4 protein-coding genes are annotated in these 4,218 nt (G+C 73.7%); all 4 read right to left on the bottom strand.

Annotated features, from left to right (window positions below):
- Positions 1–1,129: histidine kinase (locus HET64_RS37040; RefSeq protein WP_215111628.1), on the bottom strand; the 1,129-nt coding region annotated here is incomplete at its 3' end.
- A 121-nt stretch (positions 1,130–1,250) separates the two neighbouring features.
- On the bottom strand, positions 1,251–1,871 hold the full coding sequence (locus HET64_RS37045; RefSeq protein WP_215111626.1) for a DUF4291 domain-containing protein: 621 nt from the start codon (positions 1,869–1,871) through the stop codon (positions 1,251–1,253).
- Positions 1,872–1,947: 76 nt separating this feature from the next.
- Complete coding sequence (gene mmsA / locus HET64_RS37050; RefSeq protein WP_215111627.1) at positions 1,948–3,450, bottom strand: CoA-acylating methylmalonate-semialdehyde dehydrogenase; 1,503 nt, start codon at positions 3,448–3,450, stop codon at positions 1,948–1,950.
- Positions 3,451–3,507: 57 nt separating this feature from the next.
- On the bottom strand, positions 3,508–4,218 hold a 711-nt coding region (locus HET64_RS37055; protein ID WP_251146399.1), incomplete at its 5' end, for a thiamine pyrophosphate-dependent enzyme.

Genomic DNA, 4,218 nt, shown 5'->3' on the forward strand with positions numbered 1-4,218 from the left:
TTCCATGGGGGCGCGCGCCGCTCTCCGCGCCGCCGGGCAGCCGGGCATCGACGGTGAAGCCGCCGTCCCGGGGACCGTGGTCGAGGGTGCCGCCGACGAGCCGGACGCGCTCCTCCAGCCCGATGAGGCCTCGGCCCCCGTGCCCGGCGGGCCCCCGGTTCTCGTGCCCGGCGAGGCCTCGGCCCCCGTGCCCGGCGGGCCCCCGGTTCTCGTGCCCGGCGAGTCCTCGGCCCCCGGGCCCGGCGAGTCCACGTTCCCCGTGCCCGGCGAGTCCTCGGCCCCCGGGCGCGGCCGGCCGTTCGCCCGGGGCCCCGGGCGGTGTCGCCGGATCTCCGTCGCGGACCACCACCCGGGTCTCGGTCGCCGTGTGCGAGAGCTCGACGCTCACGGGCCGGCCCGGCGCGTGCTTGGCCGCGTTGGTCAGGCCTTCCTGCACGACCCGGTGCGCGGCGCGTTCGACGGCGGGCGGAAGGCCCGGCGCCGCCGCCTCTCCGGCCACCGTCAGTCCGACGTCGAGCCCGGAGGCGGCCGCGTCGCCGACGAGCCGGGCGATGTCGGAGTCGCGCGGCCCGTCCGGCGGGCCCTCGCTCTCCTCGCGGAGGACGCCGATCACCTCGCCGAGCCGCTCCACCGCCGCACCGGCCCTGCCCCGGATGTCCTGGGCGGCCTGCCGGTGCCGCTCGTCCAGGCCGGGCGCCAGCTTCAGCGCCCCGGCCGACAGGGCGATCAGACTGAGGTCGTGGCCCAGCACGTCGTGCATGTCCCGGGCGATCCGGGCCCGCTCAAGCAGCCTCGCCTGCTCGGCGATCAACCGCTTCTCCCGCTCCAGCTGTTCGGCCCTCTCCCAGCCGGCCCGGACCAACTCCCGGTACTGACGCGAGAACCGTCCCACGAACCAGGGCACCAGCACGGCGAGGACGACCACCGCCACGAACCGCGTCCCGAGAGCGAGCAGGGACGGCGCCACCGCCATCGCCACCGCCCCGGCCACGAGCGTCCCGGCCAGGACCAGAAGAACGGTTCTGCCCCGCCCGGGGCCCCGCCCCGCGACGAACGCGGCGATCGCCGTCGGCAGGCCCCACCACCACCCGACCAGGCTCAGCGCGCCGAAGGCCGCCGCGGCGGGCACCAGCAGGCCGCCCGGATCCGCCCACCTGGGGCATGGCCCACGAGCGGTCCTGTTCCTGGGGAAAGAGCTGTTCACGAGGGAGAGGCTACGGAGACCGGGAGTCTTCCGGCACTGCCGAAAGTCACCTGTCCGGCGCCGCGCGAGCGCCCCGGACCGGCCGGGGCGCGGCGAGGTCGAGGGGTGTCTCCACGGGCAGCAGGGCCGCGGCCCGCTCCCGCTGCCCCGCCCGGACCGCCGCGTGCACCTCGCGCGCGAGCGGGGTGACGTCGCGGACGGACACGGTCCACTCGTCCGCGTACCGCCGGGCGGCCTCACCGCTCAGCCCGAGCTGGAGGGAGCGGTGCGGGAGCGCGTTCAGGTCGAGGTCGCGTTCGGGGTCCCACTGGACCCGGGCGGGGGCGGTGCGCAGGCTCCGCTTCCAGGACGCGGCGTCGGGGTGCACCCCGCGTGCGTAGTGGGAGAGTTCGGCGTGCGCGAGGGCCCATTCCAGGCCGCCCCGGTCGATCTCGACGGCGAGGACGACCTCCTGCCCCTCCTTCGTACCCCAGCCGCAGCGGTACATCATCCACAGGAAGCTGGGCTTGATCCACGTCATCCGGTCCCGCTTCCAGACCTCGGGGAACCGCCCGTCGCGTGCGGCGGGCAGCCCGATGGCGGGGCGGTACGCCTGGTAGACGGTGACGGTGGTGGCTGTCTGCCGGGCGCGGATCTCGTAACGGGGCGGGAGTGCCGGGGTGTTCATGGGTCACAGGATGGGGGACCCGGCCGTGCCCGGGCATCCGGATTTCGCCGGAGGCCCGGGCAGGCCGGGGGCGGCCTCAGTGGTTGCGCGGGAAGCCGAGGTCGACGCCCGCAGGGGTGTCGGCCGGGTCGGGCCAGCGGGTGGTGACGACCTTGCCGCGCGTGTAGAAGTGCACGCCGTCGTTGCCGTAGATGTGGTGGTCGCCGAAGAGCGAGTCCTTCCAGCCTCCGAAGGAGTGGTAGCCCACGGGGACCGGGATCGGCACGTTGACGCCGACCATGCCGGCCTCGACCTCCAGCTGGAAGCGGCGGGCCGCACCGCCGTCGCGGGTGAAGATCGCGGTGCCGTTGCCGAACGGCGAGGCGTTCATGAGGGCGACGCCGTCCTCGTACGTGTCCACGCGGAGCACGCACAGCACCGGGCCGAAGATCTCGTCCTTGTACGCGTCGGAGTCGGTGGAGACCTTGTCCAGGAGGGAGAGGCCGATCCAGTGGCCGTCCTCGAAGCCCTCGACCGTGTGGCCCGTGCCGTCCAGGACGACCTCCGCGCCCTGGGCGGCGGCGCCCGTGACGTAGGAGGCGACCTTGTCGCGGTGGGCGGCGGTGATCAGGGGGCCCATCTCGGAGGCGGGGTCGTTGCCGGGGCCGATCGTGATCTTCTCGGCGCGCTCGCGGATCTTCGCGACCAGTTCGTCGCCGATCGCGCCGACCGCGACGACGGCGGAGATCGCCATGCAGCGCTCGCCGGCGGAGCCGTACGCAGCCGAGACCGCCGCGTCGGCGGCCGCGTCCAGGTCGGCGTCCGGGAGGACGAGCATGTGGTTCTTCGCGCCGCCGAGGGCCTGGACGCGCTTGCCGTTGGCGGAGGCCGTGGCATGGATGTAGCGGGCGATGGGGGTGGAGCCGACGAAGGAGACGGCGGTCACGTCGGGGTGGTTCAGCAGGCCGTCGACGGCGACCTTGTCGCCGTGCAGGACGTTGAGGACGCCGTCCGGAAGGCCGGCCTCCGATGCCAGCTCGGCCAGCAGGTTGGCGGCCGAGGGGTCCTTCTCGCTGGGCTTCAGCACGAAGGTGTTGCCGCAGGCGATGGCCAGCGGGAACATCCACATCGGCACCATGGCCGGGAAGTTGAACGGCGTGATGCCCGCGACGACGCCCAGCGACTGGCGGATCGAGGAGACGTCGACCCGGTTGGACACCTGGGTGGACAGCTCGCCCTTGAGCTGGGTGGTGATCCCGCACGCCAGCTCGACGATCTCCAGACCGCGGGCGACCTCGCCCAGCGCGTCCGAGTGCACCTTGCCGTGCTCGGCGGTGATCAGCGCGGCGATGTCGTCGCGGTGGGCGTCGAGCAGCGCGCGGTAGCGGAAGAGAACGGTGGTGCGCTGGGCGAGCGAGGAGGTGCCCCACGTCGCGTACGCGGCCTTCGCCGCCGCCACGGCCGCGTCGACCTCCTCCACGGAGGCGAGCGCGACCTGTGTGGTGACGGCGCCGGTGGCGGGGTCCGTGACGGGACCGTACTGGCCCGACGTGCCCTCCACTGTCTTGCCGCCGATCCAGTGGTTGACGGTCTTCGTCATGACGTACTCCTTCAGGCTTCTGGCCGCTCAGGAAGTTCGAGCGGGTTCAGGCAGTCTTCACAGGTGGCGGCGTCGGGCGGCGACCTGCCGGTCGTACTCCTCCCGGGCCTCGACCGCCGCCGGGCGGCTCGCGGTCTCGGCTACCGGAACATCCCACCACGCCTGTGCCGGAGGGGGGCCCGACACTGTGTCGGGCGTTTCGGTCTCGACGTAGACACAAGTGGGGCCCTCCGCGTCACGGGCCTCGGAGAGTGCTGTGCGCAGGTCGTCGACGGTGGTGGCGCGCAGGACGCGCATGCCGAGGGAGGCCGCGTTGGCGGCCAGGTCGACGGGGAGCGGCGGGCCGGTGAAGCCGCCGTCGGCGTCCCGGTGGCGGTAGGCCGTGCCGAAGCGTTCGGCGCCGACCGACTCGGAGAGGCCGCCGATGGAGGCGTATCCGTGGTTCTGCAGGATGAGCAGCTTCAGCGGCAGGTTCTCCTGGACGGCGGTGACGATCTCGGTGGGGTTCATGAGGTACGTGCCGTCGCCGACGAGCGCCCAGACGGGCCGGCGCGGCGTACGGACTCCGTCGGCGAGCAGGACGCCGATCGCGGCGGGGATCTCGTAGCCCATGCAGGAGTAGCCGTACTCGACGTGGTACTGGTCGCGGGAGCGGGTGCGCCAGAGCTTGTGCAGGTCGCCGGGGAGGGAGCCCGCGGCGTTGACGAGGATGTCGTCCTCGGTGGCCAGGGCGTCCAGGAGGCCGAGGACCTGGGTCTGGGTGGGGCG

Source organism: Streptomyces sp. McG3, from assembly GCF_018619185.1.
Lineage (GTDB): Bacteria > Actinomycetota > Actinomycetes > Streptomycetales > Streptomycetaceae > Streptomyces.